19 protein-coding genes and 1 riboswitch are annotated in these 17,344 nt (G+C 73.9%); of the genes, 11 read left to right on the forward strand and 8 right to left on the reverse strand.

Going from position 1 to position 17,344, the window contains the following annotated elements:
- Positions 1–31: 31 nt before the first annotated feature.
- Positions 32–157: riboswitch (cobalamin riboswitch) on the reverse strand.
- Between the two features lie 174 nt (positions 158–331).
- Positions 332–565 carry a hypothetical protein gene (locus ACZ4FH_RS34600; protein WP_383649373.1) on the reverse strand — a complete coding sequence of 78 codons (234 nt, stop codon included), beginning with the start codon at positions 563–565 and terminating at the stop codon, positions 332–334.
- Between the two features lie 10 nt (positions 566–575).
- Positions 576–1,850, reverse strand: coding sequence for an inorganic phosphate transporter (locus ACZ4FH_RS34605; RefSeq protein WP_467309751.1), 1,275 nt, complete (start codon positions 1,848–1,850; stop codon positions 576–578).
- A gap of 236 nt (positions 1,851–2,086) precedes the next feature.
- Between ACZ4FH_RS34605 and ACZ4FH_RS34610 the strand changes: the two genes are divergently transcribed.
- The 3 genes from ACZ4FH_RS34610 (at position 2,087) to ACZ4FH_RS34620 (ending at position 5,567) form a co-directional block, all read left to right on the forward strand.
- Positions 2,087–2,749 (forward strand): class II aldolase/adducin family protein, encoded by a 663-nt coding sequence (locus tag ACZ4FH_RS34610; RefSeq protein WP_467309753.1) that lies wholly within the window; start codon positions 2,087–2,089, stop codon positions 2,747–2,749.
- A 193-nt stretch (positions 2,750–2,942) separates the two neighbouring features.
- Complete coding sequence (locus ACZ4FH_RS34615) at positions 2,943–4,070, forward strand: alpha/beta hydrolase (RefSeq protein ID WP_467309755.1); 1,128 nt, start codon at positions 2,943–2,945, stop codon at positions 4,068–4,070.
- 186 nt (positions 4,071–4,256) lie between these two features.
- Entirely contained in the window at positions 4,257–5,567 is a 1,311-nt protein-coding gene (locus tag ACZ4FH_RS34620) for a hypothetical protein (protein ID WP_467309757.1), read from the forward strand.
- A 67-nt stretch (positions 5,568–5,634) separates the two neighbouring features.
- Here ACZ4FH_RS34620 and ACZ4FH_RS34625 read toward each other — a convergent pair whose 3' ends face one another.
- Together ACZ4FH_RS34625 and ypfJ are read right to left on the reverse strand one after the other, a co-directional pair.
- Positions 5,635–6,048, reverse strand: coding sequence for a VOC family protein (locus ACZ4FH_RS34625; RefSeq protein ID WP_467309759.1), 414 nt, complete (start codon positions 6,046–6,048; stop codon positions 5,635–5,637).
- Between the two features lie 109 nt (positions 6,049–6,157).
- Positions 6,158–7,048 carry a KPN_02809 family neutral zinc metallopeptidase gene (gene ypfJ, locus ACZ4FH_RS34630; protein ID WP_467309761.1) on the reverse strand — a complete coding sequence of 297 codons (891 nt, stop codon included), beginning with the start codon at positions 7,046–7,048 and terminating at the stop codon, positions 6,158–6,160.
- 254 nt (positions 7,049–7,302) lie between these two features.
- Between ypfJ and ACZ4FH_RS34635 the strand changes: the two genes are divergently transcribed.
- From ACZ4FH_RS34635 to ACZ4FH_RS34645, 3 genes are all read left to right on the forward strand, one after another.
- Positions 7,303–8,901 (forward strand): ABC-F family ATP-binding cassette domain-containing protein, encoded by a 1,599-nt coding sequence (locus ACZ4FH_RS34635; protein ID WP_467309763.1) that lies wholly within the window; start codon positions 7,303–7,305, stop codon positions 8,899–8,901.
- A 373-nt stretch (positions 8,902–9,274) separates the two neighbouring features.
- Positions 9,275–9,496 (forward strand): helix-turn-helix domain-containing protein, encoded by a 222-nt coding sequence (locus ACZ4FH_RS34640; RefSeq protein WP_018518904.1) that lies wholly within the window; start codon positions 9,275–9,277, stop codon positions 9,494–9,496.
- Between the two features lie 161 nt (positions 9,497–9,657).
- Positions 9,658–10,449: an enoyl-CoA hydratase/isomerase family protein gene (locus ACZ4FH_RS34645; protein WP_467309765.1), complete on the forward strand. Its 792-nt coding sequence runs from the start codon at positions 9,658–9,660 to the stop codon at positions 10,447–10,449.
- 150 nt (positions 10,450–10,599) lie between these two features.
- On the opposite strand, the gene ACZ4FH_RS34650 is transcribed toward ACZ4FH_RS34645, so the two are convergent.
- Complete coding sequence (locus tag ACZ4FH_RS34650; protein WP_467309767.1) at positions 10,600–11,325, reverse strand: hypothetical protein; 726 nt, start codon at positions 11,323–11,325, stop codon at positions 10,600–10,602.
- Between the two features lie 93 nt (positions 11,326–11,418).
- Here ACZ4FH_RS34650 and ACZ4FH_RS34655 point away from each other — a divergent pair, with 93 nt between their 5' ends.
- From ACZ4FH_RS34655 to amaP, 5 genes are read left to right on the forward strand one after another with little or no spacing between them, the layout of a single operon-like run.
- A complete protein-coding gene (locus tag ACZ4FH_RS34655; protein ID WP_383649347.1) occupies positions 11,419–11,907 on the forward strand; it encodes an Asp23/Gls24 family envelope stress response protein in 489 nt (162 codons plus the stop codon).
- Between the two features lie 52 nt (positions 11,908–11,959).
- Positions 11,960–12,151 carry a hypothetical protein gene (locus tag ACZ4FH_RS34660; RefSeq protein WP_383649344.1) on the forward strand — a complete coding sequence of 64 codons (192 nt, stop codon included), beginning with the start codon at positions 11,960–11,962 and terminating at the stop codon, positions 12,149–12,151.
- 5 nt (positions 12,152–12,156) lie between these two features.
- Positions 12,157–12,510, forward strand: coding sequence for an Asp23/Gls24 family envelope stress response protein (locus ACZ4FH_RS34665; RefSeq protein WP_467309770.1), 354 nt, complete (start codon positions 12,157–12,159; stop codon positions 12,508–12,510).
- Positions 12,507–13,193, forward strand: coding sequence for a DUF6286 domain-containing protein (locus ACZ4FH_RS34670; RefSeq protein ID WP_385110813.1), 687 nt, complete (start codon positions 12,507–12,509; stop codon positions 13,191–13,193). The genes ACZ4FH_RS34665 and ACZ4FH_RS34670 overlap by 4 nt, the downstream gene beginning before the upstream one ends.
- A complete protein-coding gene (gene amaP, locus ACZ4FH_RS34675; protein ID WP_383649335.1) occupies positions 13,190–13,777 on the forward strand; it encodes an alkaline shock response membrane anchor protein AmaP in 588 nt (195 codons plus the stop codon). Before ACZ4FH_RS34670 ends, amaP begins: the two co-directional genes overlap by 4 nt.
- A gap of 77 nt (positions 13,778–13,854) precedes the next feature.
- On the opposite strand, the gene ACZ4FH_RS34680 is transcribed toward amaP, so the two are convergent.
- The 3 genes from ACZ4FH_RS34680 to ACZ4FH_RS34690 form a co-directional block, all read right to left on the reverse strand.
- The gene (locus ACZ4FH_RS34680) at positions 13,855–14,610 is read right to left on the reverse strand and encodes an SDR family oxidoreductase (RefSeq protein WP_467309774.1); all 756 of its coding nucleotides are present in this window, start codon (positions 14,608–14,610) and stop codon (positions 13,855–13,857) included.
- Between the two features lie 4 nt (positions 14,611–14,614).
- Entirely contained in the window at positions 14,615–16,426 is a 1,812-nt protein-coding gene (locus tag ACZ4FH_RS34685) for a glycoside hydrolase family 15 protein (RefSeq protein ID WP_467309776.1), read from the reverse strand.
- A gap of 93 nt (positions 16,427–16,519) precedes the next feature.
- Positions 16,520–17,323 (reverse strand): SURF1 family cytochrome oxidase biogenesis protein, encoded by an 804-nt coding sequence (locus ACZ4FH_RS34690; protein ID WP_467309778.1) that lies wholly within the window; start codon positions 17,321–17,323, stop codon positions 16,520–16,522.
- Positions 17,324–17,344 lie beyond the last annotated feature (21 nt).

Consider the following 17,344-nt stretch of genomic DNA (forward strand, 5'->3'; position numbering starts at 1 on the left):
TCCGCGCCCTGGTTCGACGAGACGGCGACCAGAGTCTCCTGGCTCCCGGATCCGCGGTCTCCCGGCCTTCCGGTCCTGGTGGACCGTGACTTCCGAGAGGGGAGACCGCTCCCCGGTGACAGTGGCGGGACCGCGCCGGATTCGCACCGGCTTCCTCTGCTGTCGCCGTAATGGCTCCGGCAGTCCACCACGCTCCGCGAACACCCGTCAACTTGCCGTTGACCTGCGGGGGCGCGGTGTGGGCGGACACACACCGGGCCGGACACCCGTGAAGGGTGCCCGGCCCGGTGGGGGTGCCCGGGGCCCGAACTCCGTACGGGCCCCGGACGGCTCAGGCGACGATCAGATAGATCCCGTACGCGACCGCCGCCGCGCACAGTCCGAAGCAGACGTACCCGCCGGCGCGGGCCAGCAGGACCGAACCGCCCGCCGCGCCGCCCCGCGCGGCCGGTTCCGGCTGCTTGGAGAGGCCGACGATGCCGAGGGTGAACAGGCCCACGAGAGCGACGGTGGTGACGAGGGAGACGCCGAAGACGGTGCCGAGTGCTGCCCAGTCGATGTGCATGTGTCTGTCCTTACACCGTGGCGGGTCGGGCCGGGTCGGCGGCGACGGGCGCGGCCGGGGACGGGAGGGTCGCCGTCAGGTCGGGCTGGGCGGCGAGCGTGGGCGGCGGGCTGACGGCCGCGATGGCGGTGGTCACGACTCCGGCCGGTTCGGCGTCCGGCGCGGACTGCGCACCCGTCGGGGCGACGTCGTCGTGGCCGACGGGCTTGCGGCGCGAGAGCGCCCAGATCGCGCCGGAGCCGGCGACCAGCAGCACCGCCACGACGACGACGCCCCAGGTCCCCTGCTTGGTGACGAACTCGGCGCCCGCGCCGACCAGACCGGCGGCCGGCAGGGTCAGGCCCCAGGCGACGAACATCCGGGTGGCGGTGGACCAGCGGACCACGCCCCCCTGACGGCCGAGGCCCGCGCCCATCACCGCACCGGAGCAGGACTGGGTGGTGGAGAGGGAGAAGCCGAGGTGCGAGGAGGCCAGGATGACGGTGGCCGCGCTGGTCTGGGCGGCGAAGCCCTGCGGCGGCTTGAGCTCCGTCAGGCCGCTGCCCATGGTGCGGATGATGCGCCAGCCGCCGAGGTAGGTGCCCATCGCGATGGCGAGACCGGCGCTCACGATCACCCAGACCGGCGGGTTGGAGCCGGGGGAGAGGACGCCGCCGGTGACCAGGGCGAGGGTGATGATGCCCATGGTCTTCTGCGCGTCGTTGGTGCCGTGGGCGAGGGAGACCAGGCCGGCCGAGGCGATCTGGCCCGCCCGGTAGCCCTTGGCGGTGGCCTTCTCCTGGGCCTCGCCCTTGATCCGCCCGCCGATCCGGTACGTCAGCCGGGTGGCCAGCAGCGCGGCGACACCGGCGACGATCGGGGCGGCGACCGCGGGGAGCAGCACCTTGGTGACGACGGTGCCGCCGTCGACGGAGGACCAGCCCGCGGACATCACCGCGGCGCCGATGAGGCCGCCGAACAGGGCGTGGGAGGAACTGGAGGGCAGGCCGACCAGCCAGGTCAGCAGATTCCACAGGATGGCGCCGACGAGCGCCGCGAAGATGACCTCGGTTCTGAGCCCGTCTTCATTGATGATCCCGCCGGAGATCGTCTTGGCGACCTCCACCGACAGGAACGCGCCGACGAGGTTGAGAACGGCGGACATGGCCACCGCTGTCTTGGGTTTGAGGGCGCCGGTCGAGATGGTGGTGGCCATCGCGTTGGCGGTGTCGTGGAAACCGTTCGTGAAATCGAACACTAGAGCTGTCACGATCACAATCGCGAGCAGCAGCGTGATGTGTTCCATTTACCCAGGCAATCGTTCGACGTCATTGGCACGTGGACCGTAGGCAAGCTGGGTGAACGGAAGATGAACTGGGCAGGGCTTTGCGGTGACTCCAACCGGAGCCCGGCCGCCCTCTTCGTCCGCCGGACGGAGGCGGGATTCCGTTACGGGCCGGGCGGGGCCCAGAATTCGGGGCCGGGCGAGGGCCCGCGGGAGGGGGCGGCACGGGGCCGCTCATCCGTTGAAAGGATCTTCGTATGAGCGATGCGTGGCGCGAATCGATCGAAGCGGCCTGGGACGCGGTCGTCGCGACCGCCCGCAGGACCGCCGCCGAGGGGCTGGTCGTGGGGACCTCGGGAAACGTTTCCGCGCGGGTCGGCGACACGATCCTCGTCACCCCCAGCGGAGTGCCCTACGACCGGCTCCGCCCCGAGGATCTGACCGCCGTGGATCCGGAAGGCAAGCAGACCCATGGGGAACTGACCCCCACCAGCGAACTCCCTCTTCACCTCACCGTCTACCGGAACACCGACGCCGCCGCCGTCGTGCACACCCACGCCGTCCACGCCACCGCCGTCTCCACCCTGGTCACCGAGGTGCCCTCGCTCCACTACGCCTCCGCGATGCTCGGCGGCCCCGTCCGGGTCGCCGCCTACGCCCGCTACGGCACCGAGGAACTGGCCGAGAACATGCTCCTGGCCCTGCGCGACCGCTCCGGCTGTCTGCTGGGCAACCACGGCACCGTCACCTACGGCACCACCCTCGACGAGGCCTACGACCGCACCGCCCAGCTGGAATGGCTCTGCCGCCTCTGGCTCACCGCCAGCTCCGTCCCCGGCCGCACCCCGGCCCTGCTCACCCCCGCACAACTGGCCGAGGTCGGCGAGGCCCTGAAGGGATACGGACAGCGCCCGCGCTGACCGTCCCGGCTCCCGTGCGGCCGGACCCGCCCCCGGCTCCCGTGCGGCCGGACCCGCCCCCGGCCCCGTGCGGCGGCCCCGCCCCCGCCGGCTCCCGCCCGGCCCCGTCGCGCGGCCCCTCCCGTATACGGTCCGGCCACCGGACGGCCCCCGTCCGGTGGCCGGGCCCGGGGGAGCCCCGGAGACTGATGCCGTGCGCCCGGCAACAGCGACGGCAGCGGCCGTCACCACCATCCTCGGCGCCGGAGCGGCCGCGGTCGCGGCCGGCCGGCTCGCCAGCGACGCCGCCCTCGGGGCGCCGTCCGGACGACCCCTTCCCGCCGACCGCGGACTGACCGTGCACGCCACGGCCGCCGGACAGGTCACCCTCACCCGGTCCCTCGCCTCGCTGCGGCCCGGCACCTACGGACTGGCGGGCGACGACGTCCACGCCGTCGTCGGACCGGTGCTCGACCAGGCCCGCCAGGCGGCCGACACCGTCGTGCGCCGGCTGGAGCGCGTCGACCGGGGCGTCCTGGTCCCCGGCGCCAAGGTCCACATCACCCCGGAGATCCACTCCGGCGACCCCGCCGAGGCCCTGGGCCTGGACTTCCGCGAGGTCGAGATCCCCGGCGAGCTGGGCGGACTGCCCGCCTGGTTCGTCCCCGGGGCCCGCGCCACCTGGGTGATCGCGGTGCACGGCATCGGCACCACCCGCGCGCACCCCCTCAACGTGCTGGGCTTCCTGCACGGGCAGCAGCTCCCGGTGCTCGGCCTCGGCTACCGCGGCGACCCGGACGCCCCGCGCTCCCCGGACGGCCTCTCCCACCTCGGCGAGTCCGAATGGCGCGACCTGGACGCGGCCATCCGCTTCGCCGTCCGCTACGGCGCCGAACAGGTCGTCCTGCACGGCTGGTCCACCGGCGCGGCCATGGCCCTGCACGCCAGTGTCAACTCCGCGCTCCGGGACCGGATCCGCGGACTGGTCCTCGACTCCCCGGTGCTGGACTGGGCCGTCACCCTGCGCGCCCTGGCCGCCGCCCGGGGCGTCCCCTCCGTCCTGCGGCCCCTGGCCGTCCGCGCCGCCCAGGGCCAGACCGGCCTGCACGGGGCCCGCCTCCTGGACACCTCGGTCCCGGCGACCCTGCACGTCCCGACGCTGATCTTCCACGGCCCCGACGACACCCTCGCCCCCTGGCGGCCGTCCCGGGAGCTGGCCGCGCTCCGCCCCGACCTGGTCTCCCTGCACCCCGTGCCCCGGGCTCCGCACGGCGCGATGTGGAACGCCGACCCGGTCCACTACGAGGAGACCCTGCGCCGCTTCCTCACGCCCCTGATGTGAGCCGATGTGCCGCTTCGGGCGCTTGGTCCCCGGGCTCCGCGATCCCCTCCCGGGACCGGTCAGCGGGGTTCCGTTTGGGCTTTCGGGCCGTCAGAGGCAAGACTGCTCCCCGTGACGTCCCGTACCCCGCGCGACTCCAGGCTGCGACTTGTCCGCCCGCGACCCCTTGCCACCGCTCGTAAGGCCGTGACCACCCGGCGCACCAGGCCCGCGCCGCGCCCTCCCGAGGGCACCCCGCCCCGGGCCGAACTGGCCCGCCAGGCCAGGGCCGCCCTCGCCGACGCCGTCCGGATCGCCCGCTGGGCGGCCGACGGCACCCGGGCGGGCATAGCCCCGCTCGCCGCCCGCCCCCTCGAACAGGCCGCGGCGGCGCTGGAGTTGTCCCCCGAGCAGGTGCGCTCCGGCTGGGACCGGGCCCGTCTCGCCGGACTCGTGGAACTGCACGGCGACACCGCGCGGCCCGGCTGGCGGCTGCGCGCCTGGGACCGCGACGACTCCGCCGTGCTGCGCGGCTGGGTGGCGCTCTTCGACGCCTGGTCGCTCGTCCACCCCGCACCCCTCGGCATCGAGTCCACCGCCGTCGCCGAGGCCGTCGAGGCCGTGCCCCAGGTGCTCTCCCTGCTCCAGCTCTCGGCGGGCCCGGTCGCGGTGCCCGTCCTCCTGGACCTGCTCGGCCAGCGCGTCGCGGAACTGCACGAGGAGCGCTGCGAGGTCCCGTACGGGCCCCAGCCACTGCCCGCGCCCACCGCGCCCGAGCCCACCGCGCACCCCGCCGCCCTGGTCGCGCTCCTGCTGGACTGGGCCCTGGAGGGGCTGGCCGCCGTCGGCGCGCTCACCCTGCACCCCGGGCACGCCACCCTCACCCCGCTCGGCAACTGGGCGGTCTGGGTCAAGCTGGAGCAGATCTGCGTCGCCGCGCAGAGCCCGGCCGGGAACATCGAGCAGTCCGCCGCCGACATGCTGCTCGGCTGCGCCCGCCTCACCCCCGGCCCCGCCCGCGCCGAGTACCGGGCCTGGCTGGCCGCCCGGCCCGTGGGCAGCGCCGTCGCCGAACTGCTCGGCGTGGCCCGCGGCGAGGACGCGCTGCTGCGCGGGCTCGCCTTCGAGGCGCTCCGGGTCGTCGGCGCGCCGGCCGAACCCGAGGTGCGGTCCGTGGCCGCCGACCCCTCACTGCGCCCCTACGCGCTGCTCTGGCTCGCCGAGTACGACGGGGCCGACCCCGAGGACGCCCAGGAGGTCCTCAGCCGCGAGGAGGCCACCTGGCTCTGGGTGGACACCGCGGCGGCCGTCGCCGACCACGGCGAGACCGCGCTGCTGGTCCGGCACCTGGACTCGGCCGTCCAGGGCACCGTCCCCGCGCTGCTGGACGAGGTCCGGGCGGTCGGCCATCCGCGCACCGTGCAGGTCCTGGTGGCCCTGGCCGCCGCGCACCCCGACCCGGCGCTCGCCAAGGCCGTCCGCAAGGCGGCCTTCCAGGTGCACACCGGCGGGGCCTGAAGGCGGCGGCTCTCCGACGGCCGCGCCCCGCCCGGGACCCGGGCCGGGGCGCCCCGGGTGCGGCGGCTCAGCCCTCCGCACCCGGGGCGTACGTCCCGAAGCTCCACACGTTGCCCTCGGCGTCCCGCGCCATGTAGTCCCGCGAGCCGTAGTCCTGGTCCGTCGGCTCCATCAGGATCTCCACCCCGTGCGCGACCGCGCGGGCGTGGTGCTCGTCGACCTCGTCCACGACCACGTAGACACCCGCCGGGCCCGCGTCCCGCATCACCCGGGCGAACACCCCCTCGCGGCCCTTGGACCCCAGCATCACCCTGCCGTTCCCGCAGGACAGCTCCGCGTGCACCACCGAGCCGTCCTCGCCCTCGTACACCGCCTCCGCGGTGAAGCCCAGGGCCTCGGTGAGGGTCTTGATCGCCGCCTTGGCGTCCTCGTACAGAATCGTCGGGTAGACGGTCGGAACACCCGCCGCTGCGCCTGTCATCGTGCTCAGTCCCTTCTCGTCCGCACCGGACCCCTGACGGCCCGGATGTGATCTGCGTCTCAGTCTTCCACCGCGCACTGACACCGCCCGCGCGACGGGGCGCGGCAGCTCAGCGGAAGGTGTCGCAGGCGGCCGCCTCGCCGGTCCGGAACCCCGTGGTGAACCACTGCCGGCGCTGCGCGGCCGAGCCGTGGGTCCAGGACTCCGGGGTGACCCGGCCCTGGAACCGCTCCTGGATCCGGTCGTCCCCGACCGCCGCGGCCGCGTCGAGCCCGTCCCGGATGTCGGCCCGGGTCAGCTCGGTGACCAGCGGCCGACCGGTCGACTCCTCCGGCGTCGTCGTCGCGTGGTGCGCCCAGACCCCGGCGTAGCAGTCCGCCTGGAGCTCGACCTTCACCGCGTCGCTGTCCGCCCCGGTCCGCCCGTCCCGGGCCCGGCCCAGCGTCCCGGTCAGGTTCTGCACATGGTGTCCGTACTCGTGCGCGACGACATAGGCCTCGGCGAACGGCCCGCCGCTCGCCCCGTACGTGGTCCGCAGTTCGTCGAAGAAGCCCAGGTCCAGATAGACCTGCCGGTCGGCCGGGCAGTAGAACGGGCCCACGGCCGAGGTCGCCGCACCGCAGCCGGTGCCGACCCGGTCGGTGAACAGGATCGTCCGCGCACCGCCGTACGGGGTGCCGTCCCGCCGGAACTCCTGGCTCCAGTAGTCCTGCACGCTGTTGACCACCGCGACGATCCGGCAGTCGTCCCTGGTGTTGGCGTCCCGGCCGGTCCGGCAGTCCTCGGCCACCCGGTCGGCCGTCGACGCGGTCGCGGCCGGGTCCGGTCCGCCCGAGGACAGCCCGAGCTGATCGGGTCCGACGCCGAAGAACAGGCCCAGGAGCAGCGCGACGAGCCCGGCGATCCCGCCGCCCACGGTGGCGCGCCCGCCCGGGACGCGGCTGCCGCGCCGGTCCCCGACCTCGGACGTGTCCAGCCCGGCGTCGTCGTCGAACCGCATGGCACCACCCTCTGCCCGTCCCGCGGCTGCCCCGCGGTCATGCGCCGAGTATCGGACAGTTCACACCTGTATGCCCGCTGTCCCGCTCGGGACGGGCCGGGACCGCGGCCCGCCCCGAGCGGGAGGAAAACCCGTTGGACACCGCCAGTAGACTGGTCCCCATGGCCATCCTCCTTGTGCGTAGGCGTGAGTAACGACGTCGGAGCCGTACATCGCCAGACGTTCCGCCTTTCCTTCCGCCCTGGAGTTTTTCCGTGATCACCGCCTCCGGCGTCGAGCTGCGCGCCGGCGCCCGCATCCTCATCGAGTCCGCCTCCTTCCGCATCGCCAAGGGCGACCGCATCGGCCTCGTCGGCCGCAACGGAGCGGGCAAGACCACCCTCACCAAATGCCTCGCGGGGGAGGGTGTTCCGGCGGCGGGCACCATCACCCGCTCCGGCGAGGTCGGCTACCTCCCGCAGGACCCGCGCACCGGCGACCTCGACGTGCTCGCCCGCGACCGCATCCTCTCCGCCCGCGGCCTCGACGAGATCCTGCGCAAGATGCGGGAGAACGAGGACCGGATGGCGAACGGCAAGGGCGCCACCCGCGAGAAGGCCATGAAGAAGTACGAGCGCCTGGAGACCGAGTTCCTGACCAAGGGCGGGTACGCGGCCGAGGCCGAGGCGGCGACCATCGCCGCGGCGCTCAGCCTCCCCGACCGGGTCCTCGGCCAGCCGCTGCACACGCTCTCCGGCGGTCAGCGCCGCCGTGTCGAGCTGGCCCGCATCCTCTTCTCGGACGCCGACACGCTCCTGCTCGACGAGCCCACCAACCACCTCGACGCCGACTCGATCGTCTGGCTGCGCGACTACCTGAAGAACTACCGCGGCGGCTTCGTCGTCATCTCCCACGACGCCGATCTCGTCGAGATGGTCGTCAACAAGGTCTTCTACCTCGACGCCAACCGCTCCCAGATCGACATCTACAACATGGGCTGGAAGCTCTACCAGCAGCAGCGCGAGGCCGACGAGAAGCGCCGCAAGCGCGAGCGCCAGAACGCCGAGAAGAAGGCGGCCACGCTCAACGCCCAGGCCGACAAGATGCGCGCCAAGGCCACCAAGACCGTCGCCGCGCAGAACATGGCCAAGCGCGCCGACCGGCTGCTCGCCGGACTGGAGGCCGTCCGGGTCTCCGACAAGGTCGCCAAGCTGCGCTTCCCCGACCCCTCGCCGTGCGGCAAGACCCCGCTCATGGCCGAGGGCCTCTCCAAGTCCTACGGCTCGCTGGAGATCTTCACCGACGTCGACCTCGCGATCGACAAGGGTTCCCGCGTCGTCATCCTCGGCCTCAACGGCGCCGGCAAGACCACGCTGCTCCGGCTGCTCGGCGGCGCCGAGGAGCCCGACACCGGCGAGGTCATCCAGGGCCACGGCCTCAAGCTCGGCTACTACGCCCAGGAGCACGAGACCCTCGACCCGGACCGCACGGTCCTGGAGAACATGCGCTCCGCCGCGCCCGATCTCGACCTGGTCGCGGTGCGCAAGACGCTCGGTTCGTTCCTCTTCTCCGGGGACGACGTGGACAAGCCCGCCGGGGTGCTCTCCGGCGGCGAGAAGACCCGGCTCGCCCTGGCGACGCTGGTCGTCTCCTCGGCCAATGTGCTCCTGCTCGACGAGCCCACCAACAACCTCGACCCCGCCAGCCGTGAGGAGATCCTCGGCGCGCTGCGCACGTACAAGGGCGCGGTCGTCCTCGTCACCCACGACGAGGGCGCGGTCGAGGCGCTCCAGCCCGAGCGCATCATCCTGCTGCCCGACGGCGTCGAGGACCTGTGGGGTGCGGACTACCGGGACCTGGTGGCCCTGGCCTGACCCGGCCGGCCTCCTGCGCGGACGCGTGTTCGCGGTGTCCCCGGGCCGAATGATCCACTCGCACTGGATCATTCGGCCTACGCGTGATCCTTCATCTGTGTGAGGAGGTCTCGTACCCCGGGGCGGCGCCCGGAGCGGGACCCGGCAGGGGGCGCGCGCGGGCGCTCGATCCCCGTGCGGCCCTGACCTGGGCGTTCGTTCGGGCCTGTGTGCGGACCGCCTCCCCGGCCTCTCGGAATAGCGAGTTCCGGTCGTGTCGATGCCTTCAGGGGGCGTCTATCCGCTTGCACCGACCTTGCCGAATGGGTGGCCAGGACGGCCCCGAGGGGTGATCATGAGAAGTCCAGAGCGCACTTCCCATGAGGAGGCACGGGTGGCCGAGACTCTGAAGAAGGGCAGCCGGGTGACCGGCGCCGCGCGCGACAAGCTCGCGGCAGACCTGAAGAAGAAGTACGACTCCGGTGCGAGCATCCGGGCGCTGGCCGAGGAAACAGGCCGCTCCTACGGGTTCGTCCACCGGATGCTCAGCGAGTCCGGAGTGACGCTGCGCGGACGCGGCGGCGCGACACGAGGCAAGAAGGCCGCGACGGCCTGACGGCCCCGGGCGGATCGGGGCAGGTCGTGCGGCCTGCCCCGGGGCTCACCGGTTCTCGGTGGTGGCCACCCGGTCGATCGTGCGGTCGATCGGGTGGTTACTGTTCAGTCACTTAGCTCTGTGCTGACTGCACTGACCGCACCCCGATCCGGAGGCGCCCCATGACCTCGCCCGACTCCGTGCTCGACCAGGACGGCGTACGACTCACCGTCGACGACGCGGTTGCCACGGTGACCCTCACCCATCCGGCCAAGCGCAACGCCCAGTCCCCCGCTCTGTGGCGGGCGTTGACCGAGGCCGGCCGGGCCCTGCCCGGCAGTGTGCGGGTCGTCGTGCTCCGTGCCGAAGGCGTGTCGTTCTCCGCAGGGCTCGACCGGCAGGCGTTCACCCCCGAGGGCTTCGACGGCGAACCGTCGTTCCTCGACATGGGGCGTGGCCCGCAGGAGGAGCTCGACGCCCTGATCGCCGGGTACCAGGAGGCGTTCACCTGGTGGCGTCGCCACGACATCGTGACGATCGCCGCCGTCCAGGGGCACGCCATCGGCGCGGGCTTCCAGCTCGCCCTCGCCTGCGATCTGCGGATCGTGGCCGACGACGTGCAGTTCGCCATGCGCGAGACCAGCCTCGGCCTCGTCCCCGACCTCACCGGCACGCACCCCCTGGTGCACCTGGTGGGGTACGCACGCGCGCTCGAAATCTGCGCCACCGGCCGCTTCGTGCACGCCGAGGAGGCCGAGCGCACCGGCCTCGCCAACCTCGTGGTGCCCGCCGCCGAGCTGGAGGCCGCCGCCCGCGATCTGGCCGCCGCCCTGGTCGCCGCACCGCGCGACGCCGTCATCGAGACCAAGGCGCTGCTGAGCGGTGCCGTCTCCCGGGGCTACGAGGAGCAGCGCGCCGCCGAGCGCGCCGCCCAGGGCCGCCGGCTGCGGGACCTCGCGGGCGCCGGCGACTGACTCCTCGCCGTCACCGCCGATACGGCACCGGCACGGACGCGCCCCGGCGTCGTATCGGCGGTGACGACGGCCCCCGGGCCGCGTTCGCTGGTGTCCCGCGATCGGCCGGCCGCCGGGTGCACGGCCCCGCGGGGGTGCCGGCGCGGACCTTCAGACAGGCCCGGGGCCCCCGGTCTCCGCCCCCGGTGTCACCGCCGTGACCAGCACCGCGACCGGGGGAGTCCCGTCCACCGCCCGGCCCACCGCGGCCCGCACCGCGCGGGTCACGTCGAGCGTGCGCCGGCCGCCCTCCACCGCCAGTTCCACCCGGACGGACCCGCCGCCGGTGTGCACGGCCGGGCCGAGCACCCCGGTCAGCGCCGCCACCCCCGTCACTCCGGCGGCCGCACGCCCCGCCGCGCTCTGTGCCGCGACCCCGCGCACCTCCACCGGCTCCGGCGCGGCCCGCCCCGGAGCCTCGTCCAGCAGCTCCGTCACCCGCAGGTCCACCTCGGCGACCCGCAGCCCCAGCCGCTCCCGGGCCGCCGTCAGCAGGGCCGCGCGCAGGGCGTCGGCCGAGGCGGGAAGCGGCCGGTCGGCCGGTGCCGCCAGCGTGCCCTCGATCCGCAGCGGGCCCGGGGGCAGCGCGCTCGGAGGCGGCTCCACACCCGGCGCGGGCGCCGCGTCCGGATCGGCCACCGAGAGCCGCAGCTCCCCGAGAACCGGCGCCGGCCAGGCCCCCGCCACCGCCTCGCGCAGCACGGCGACCGCGGCCCGTTCCGCGATCCACGCCCCGTCGTCCGGACCGCCCAGCGGCAGCAGCCGGCCGAGCCGCACCCGCCGCCGGACCGCCGCCGTCCACCCCTCGGCCCGCTGTTGGCCGTCCGCCGTGTTCATGGCTCCACCCTGCCGCATCCACGGCGCGAGACGGGGCAAGCGGACCTAATGTGGGCAAGGAAGTCCCCATCTGCCCCGAAGGGAAGAACGGCGATGACCGAGACTCCACAGCGGAACCGGCCCGAGAACCCCGACAAGGACGCCTCGGGCGGCGACAGCAGGAGCACGTTGACCAAGCGCGGCGGGGGAGCCCCGGCGACCCGCGGCCGGACCACCATCGCGGACGGCGTCGTCGAGAAGATCGCCGGAATGGCGGCACGCGACGTGGTCGGTGTGCACGCGATGGGCAGCGGGCTCTCGCGGACCTTCGGAGCGGTGCGCGACCGGGTGCCCGGCGGCTCGAAGTCCGTCACCCGGGGTGTGAAGGCGGAGGTGGGCGAGTCCCAGACCGCCCTGGACCTGGAGATCGTCGTCGACTACGGCGTGTCGATCGCCGACGTGGCCCGCGATGTGCGGGAGAACGTGGTCGCGGCCGTCGAGCGGATGACGGGCCTCGAAGTCGTCGAGGTCAACATCGCGGTGAGCGATGTGAAGCTCCCCGACGACGACGATGACGACGAACCCGAGCCGCGTCTCCAGTAGTTCTCCCCGTCCCGCAGTTCTCCTTCGTCCACGGCAGTTGAGGAGCGCACAGATGAGCATGGCGGTGGTCGGCATGGTGGCCGGCATGGCGCTCGGGTTCGCCGGGTACTTCGGCGGATTCGGGGCGTTCCTGCTGGTCGCCGCGTTGGGAGCGGTCGGCTTCGTGGCCGGCCGCTTCCTGGAGGGCGATCTGGAGTTCGGCGACTTCTTCCGGAGTCGCGAGCGCGGCGACCGACGGCGGTGACGGGCATGCCGGGGGCCGGCGGCCGGGTGGCCGCGGCGGAGCGCGGCGAGACCCGGATCGCCGACCGGGTCGTGGCGAAGATCGCCGCGCAGGCGGCGAAGGAGGCCGTCGACGCGCCGGCGAAGGAGGCCGCGTCGCCGCGCGCCACGGTCACGGTGCACCGTGACACCGCCCGCGTCCGGGTGAGCCTGGAGCTGGCGTATCCCAGCGACATCGGACGCCAGTGCGGTGCGGTGCGTCGCCGGGTCGCGGAGCGGGTAGAGGCGTTGGCGGGGATGGAGGTGCCCGAAGTGGCCGTACAGGTCGAGCGCCTGCACCCCTCAGGAGCGAGCCTCGCGGCGCAGGGGAGGATCCGATGACCGAACCCCGCAGTCCCGGCCACGACGGCCAGGGACCGCCCACCACCGGACCGCGCGAGCACGGCGGCGTGCTCGAACTGGACCAGTCCGCGTCCTCCGCGGCCTACGACCCGGTCCCGGCCAAGGACCGCCCGGACGGCCCGGCGGGCCGCTTCTGGTCCGCCCGCCGCGTCCCGGCCGGCCTCACGGCCCTGGTGATCCTGGGCGGCGCCGGACTGCTCCTCTACGACGTCGCGGCGGTCCGCGCCGACCACCCGGCGATGAGCTGGCGCCGCTCGCTGGCCGACCAGCTCGCCGAACGCCGCCTGGACGACGTGTGGGTGCTGACCGGCGCCGGGGTCGCCGTCGCCCTCGGCCTCTGGCTGATCGTCCTCGCGCTCACCCCCGGACTGCGCGATCTGCTCCCGATGCGCCGCGACCGGCCGGACGTACGGGCCGCCCTGGACCGCACCGCGGCCGCCATGGTGCTGCGCGACCGGGCCGTCGAGGTGGCCGGGGTGCAGTCCGTCCGGGTCCGGATGGGCCGGAGCAAGGTGGGGGTGCGGGCCGTCTCGCACTTCCGTGAACTCGACGACGTACGGGCCGATCTGGACACCGTGCTCTCCACCGGCATCAAGGACCTGGGGCTGTCCCGGCCCCCGAGTCTCTCCGTCCATGTCCGCCGGCCGGCGCGGAAGGGGTGAGCGGCGTGCTCAGAACCGTCAACCGGGTGCTCCTCGGGCTCGTCGGACTGGTCCTGGTCTGCGTGGGCGGCGGCGTCCTGGCCGCCGGCCTCGGACTCTCCGTGCCGTCCTGGTGGCCCTGGTACGGGAAGAAGGACGTGCTGCTCAGCGACGCCGACCGGGAGCGCTGGCGCTCCGAGGGCTGGTGGTGGCCGGTCGTGATCGCCGTGCTCGCGGTCGTCGTGGTGCTCGCCCTGTGGTGGCTGCTGGCCCAGCTGCGCCGGGCCCGGCTCTCCGAGGTCCTGGTGGACAGCGGCGACGGCGAGGGCGCGCTGCTGCGCGGACGCGCGCTGGAGGGAGTGCTCGCGGGAGAGGCGGGCGCCCTGGACGGCGTGGCCCGCGCCCAGGCCGTCCTGACCGGCCGGCGCAGTACGCCCGAGGCCCGGATCCGGCTCCTGATGGAACCGCACGCCGCCCCCGACGAGGCGCTGGGCCGGCTCAGCGACGAGGCCATCGCCCACGCCCGCGACTCGGCCGGACTGGCCCGGCTGCCCGCCGAGGTGCGGCTCAAGGCCGTCAAGCACCGCGCGGAACGCGTGAGCTGAGACACGGCGGCGGCGCGACGCGCAGGAGGGGCCGGACGACGACATCGCCCGGCCCCTCCGCCGTACCGGATCCCGGATCAGAAGCCGTGCCCGGCCCCGCCGTCGATCGGCAGCATGATGCCCGTCAGGTACGAGGCCGCCGGGGAGAGCAGGAACGCGGTGGTGCGGCCGAACTCCTCCGGGGTGCCGTAGCGGCGCAGCGGGATGGCCGCCTCGTTGGCCGTACGGGAGGCCTCCGCGTCGCCGGACAGCGCGTCCAGCTCCCGGACCCGGTCCGTGTCGATGCGCGACGGCAGGACGCCCACGACCCGGATGCCGCGCGGGCCCAGCTCGTCGGCGAGCGACTTGGCGAAACCGGCCAGCCCCGGGCGCAGTCCGTTGGAGATGGTCAGCCCGGCGATCGGCTCGTGGACGGAGGCGGAGAGCACGAAGCCGATGACGCCGCCCTCGCCCAGGGCGGCGGCCGCCGCGCGGGCCAGGCGCACCGCGCCCAGGAACACCGAGGCGAAGGCCGCCTGCCACTGCTCGTCGGTGTTGTCCGCGAGGAAGCCCGGCGGCGGGCCGCCGACGCTGACGAGGATGCCGTCGAGCCGGCCGAACCCCTCCTGCGCGGCCTCCACGAGGCGCTGCGCCACCTCCGGGTCGGCGTTGTCGGCGGCGAGCCCGACCGCGTCCGGGCCCAGCTCGTCGGCGGCCTCCCGCACGCTCTTCTCGTCGCGGCCGGTGATGATCACGCGTGCCCCGTCCGCGACCAGCGCGCGGGCCGTGGCGTTGCCCAGCCCACGGGTGGCGCCGGTGACGATGTACACGCGGTCCTTCAGTCCAAGATCCATGGACCTATCCTGCCTTCTCCCCGCGGGCCGCGTCCTCGGCGGCCCGTGCCCCGGCGAGCGCGACCGCCGTGCCGACGAGCCCGATGTGGCTGAAGGCCTGGGGGAAGTTGCCGAGCTGCCGGCCGCCGGCGGTGTCGTACTCCTCGGCCAGCAGCCCCACGTCGTTGCGCAGGGACAGCAGGCGCTCGAAGAGTTCGGCGGCCTCCCGGGGGCGGTCCGTCAGCAGCAGCGCGTCCGCCAGCCAGAAGGAGCAGGCCAGGAACGCGCCCTCGCCGCCGGGCAGTCCGTCGATGGAGGCGCCGTCGGTGCTGTAGCGGCGCACCAGTCCGTCGCTGCCCAGCTCCTCGCGGACCGCGTCGACGGTGCCGATCACCCGCGGGTCGTCGGGCGGCAGGAAGCCGGTGCGGGCGATGAGCAGGGTGGCGGCGTCCAGGTTCCGTGATCCGTACGACTGGGTGAAGGTGTTGCGGACGGGGTCGTAGCCCTTCTCGCAGACCTCCTTGTGCACGGCGTCGCGCATCGCCCGCCAGCGCTCGGCGTCCCCGGAGAGCGAGGGGTCCTCCTCCAGGCTGCGGACGGCGCGGTCGGCGGCCACCCACGCCATCACCTTGGAGTGCACGAAGTGGCGGCGCTGGCCGCGGATCTCCCACAGCCCCTCGTCGGGTTCGCGCCAGGTGGACTCCAGGAAGCCCAGCAGGCTGAGCTGGAGGCTCCAGGCGTGCGGTTTGTCGCTCAGCCCGGCGTCCCGGGCCAGCCGGAGCGAGTCGATGACCTCGCCGTACACATCGAGCTGGCGCTGGCGGACGGCGGCGTTGCCGATCCGGACCGGGGCGGAGTTCTCGTAGCCGCGCAGCCACGGCAGTTCCGATTCGGGCAGCCGGCGCTCCCCGGCCAGCCCGTACATGATCTGCAGGTCGGCCGGGTCCCCGGCGACCGCGCGCAGCAGCCAGTCCCGCCAGGCGGCCGCCTCCTCCAGATAGCCGGCCGAGACCAGCGCGCCGAGGGTCAGCGTGGAGTCGCGCAGCCAGCAGAAGCGGTAGTCCCAGTTCCGTACGCCGCCGATCTCCTCCGGCAGCGAGGCCGTGGGGGCGGCGACGATGCCGCCGGTGGGGCCGAAGGTGAGTGCCTTGAGCGTGATCAGCGAACGGATCACCGCCTCCCGGTAGGGCCCCTCGTACGTGCAGCGGGCGGACCATTCGGCCCAGTCGGACAGGGTGTTCTCCAGCGCCTCGAAGGGGTCCACCAGATCGGGGCGAGGCGAGTGCGAGGGGTGCCAGGTCAGGACGAAGGCCACCCGTTCGCCCGCGGCGACGGTGAAGGAGGAGCAGGTGGAGAACTGCTGGCCCCAGGTCTTCACCGGCGGCTCGCTGCGCAGCCAGGCGGAGTCGGGACCGGCGACGGCCACCCGGTGCCCGTCGGCCCGGCGCATCCACGGCACGACCGAGCCGAAGTCGAAGCGCAGCCGGATCACCGAGGCCATGTCCACGGTGCCGCTGACGCCCTCGACGATCCGCATCAGATCCGGTTCGTGGTCGCGCTGCGGCATGAAGTCGATGACCTTGACCGTGCCGGTGCGGGTCTCCCAGTAGGTCTCCAGGACGAGGGAGTCGCCGGCGTAGGCGCGCCGGGTGCAGGTCTCGGCGCCCTTGGGGGCGATCCGCCAGTGGCCGTTCTCCTCGTCGCCCACCAGCGCGGCGAAACAGGCGCCCGAGTCGAAACGGGGCAGGCAGAGCCAGTCCACAGAACCGTTTTTGCCGACCAGGGCCGCGGTCTGGAGATCGCCGATCAGGGCGTAGTCCTCGATACGTGGAGTCACGTTCAGGCGTGTTCCCGAACCTGGCCTCCGCTAAGCAGGGACGGTACGAGGAGAACCGGGAGTCACCCCGGCGGAGGCCGGGCGGAGGAGGGGTCAGGCCTGGGCCGGCTCGGGTGCGGCCGTCTCGGACGGAGCCGCGGCCCCGGCGGCGGCCGCCGCCCGGTCGCGCTTCTCCCGCCGGGCCAGCACCACGAAGCCGACCGGCACACCGGCCGCGAACAGCCACCACTGCACGGCGTACGCCATGTGCGGGCCGATCGAGCTGTCGTCCGGGGCCTCGATCAGCTCGGGGCGGTCGCCCTCGGGCTCCGGCGCGGTCTGCTCGATGTAGCCGCCCAGCACCGGACGGGAGAGCAGCTTGGCCTGCTGGGCGCTGTTGATCAGCATCACCTGGCGGTCCGGCAGGTCCGCGAGGTCCTTGATGCCGCTGCTGCCCGTCGTCTCGTCGGCCTTGAGCCGTCCGGTGACGGTCACCTCGCCCGCGGGCACCGGCGGCACCGCGGGGAAGGCGTGCTGGTCGGAGGCGGCGGGCACCCAGCCGCGGTTGATCATGACCGTGCCGCCGCCCCGGAGGTCGAAGGGGATCAGCACATGGACGCCGATGCTGCCGTCCGTCGCCGTCCTGCGGCGCACCACGACCTGGTGCTTCGTGTCGTACGTCCCGGTGGCGGTCACCGTGCGCCAGTAGTCCGCGCGCGGCACGGTGTGGCCGGGGGAGGTGAGCGAGGAGACCGGCACCGGCGGCGCCTTGAGGTTCCGGGTGATCAGCGCGTTCTGCGCGACCTTGTGCTCATGCCGGTGCAGCTGCCAGAAACCCAGCTCGACCATGGTGGGGATCAGCACGAGGGAGATCAGGGCGAGGATCAGCCACTGCCGGGTGAACAGGAAGCGGTACACCCCATGACCGTACAACTGCGG

This window comes from Streptomyces sp. NPDC024555 (genome assembly GCF_055559335.1).

What these genes read in the sequence shown, in the direction of transcription:
- ACZ4FH_RS34655 (WP_383649347.1), top strand. Translation starts at nt 11,419, where the DNA reads ATGACCGAGACTCCACAGCGGAACCGGCCCGAGAACCCCGACAAGGAC.
- ypfJ (WP_467309761.1), bottom strand. Translation starts at nt 7,048, where the DNA reads ATGCGGTTCGACGACGACGCCGGGCTGGACACGTCCGAGGTCGGGGAC.
- ACZ4FH_RS34670 (WP_385110813.1), top strand. Translation starts at nt 12,507, where the DNA reads ATGACCGAACCCCGCAGTCCCGGCCACGACGGCCAGGGACCGCCCACC.
- ACZ4FH_RS34665 (WP_467309770.1), top strand. Translation starts at nt 12,157, where the DNA reads ATGCCGGGGGCCGGCGGCCGGGTGGCCGCGGCGGAGCGCGGCGAGACC.
- ACZ4FH_RS34650 (WP_467309767.1), bottom strand. Translation starts at nt 11,325, where the DNA reads ATGAACACGGCGGACGGCCAACAGCGGGCCGAGGGGTGGACGGCGGCG.
- ACZ4FH_RS34645 (WP_467309765.1), top strand. Translation starts at nt 9,658, where the DNA reads ATGACCTCGCCCGACTCCGTGCTCGACCAGGACGGCGTACGACTCACC.
- ACZ4FH_RS34605 (WP_467309751.1), bottom strand. Translation starts at nt 1,850, where the DNA reads ATGGAACACATCACGCTGCTGCTCGCGATTGTGATCGTGACAGCTCTA.
- ACZ4FH_RS34625 (WP_467309759.1), bottom strand. Translation starts at nt 6,048, where the DNA reads ATGACAGGCGCAGCGGCGGGTGTTCCGACCGTCTACCCGACGATTCTG.
- ACZ4FH_RS34660 (WP_383649344.1), top strand. Translation starts at nt 11,960, where the DNA reads ATGAGCATGGCGGTGGTCGGCATGGTGGCCGGCATGGCGCTCGGGTTC.
- ACZ4FH_RS34600 (WP_383649373.1), bottom strand. Translation starts at nt 565, where the DNA reads ATGCACATCGACTGGGCAGCACTCGGCACCGTCTTCGGCGTCTCCCTC.
- ACZ4FH_RS34680 (WP_467309774.1), bottom strand. Translation starts at nt 14,610, where the DNA reads ATGGATCTTGGACTGAAGGACCGCGTGTACATCGTCACCGGCGCCACC.
- ACZ4FH_RS34610 (WP_467309753.1), top strand. Translation starts at nt 2,087, where the DNA reads ATGAGCGATGCGTGGCGCGAATCGATCGAAGCGGCCTGGGACGCGGTC.